Consider the following 245-nt stretch of genomic DNA (forward strand, 5'->3'; position numbering starts at 1 on the left):
TGTACTTCGGATTGATATCCATCTACCGGTTGTTCTTTCACTTCATACTTATATGCTTTTCCTTCAGCATCGTATGCTGCTAAGTCTGTAAATGCATATTTCCAACCTGTTGCTTCGCTTACTTCTTGCGTTGCGATTACTTTTCCATTTTGTAGTAGGTCTACTTTGATTGTTTCTGGACGTCCTTCACCATTTCCGTCCTTCCACGTCTTCGTTCCTTCTACTTTTGTTTGGCCTACTTTTGT

Annotated in this window: 1 protein-coding gene; it reads right to left on the reverse strand. The window is 40.4% G+C overall.

Annotated elements, in window-relative coordinates; all coding sequences use genetic code 11:
* A partial coding sequence (locus JDS96_RS31425) for a Cna B-type domain-containing protein (protein WP_199669184.1) occupies positions 1-245 on the reverse strand: 245 nt, incomplete at both ends.

It is taken from the genome of Bacillus cereus group sp. N21 (assembly GCF_016483395.1).
Classification (GTDB): Bacteria; Bacillota; Bacilli; order Bacillales; family Bacillaceae_G; genus Bacillus_A; species Bacillus_A pseudomycoides.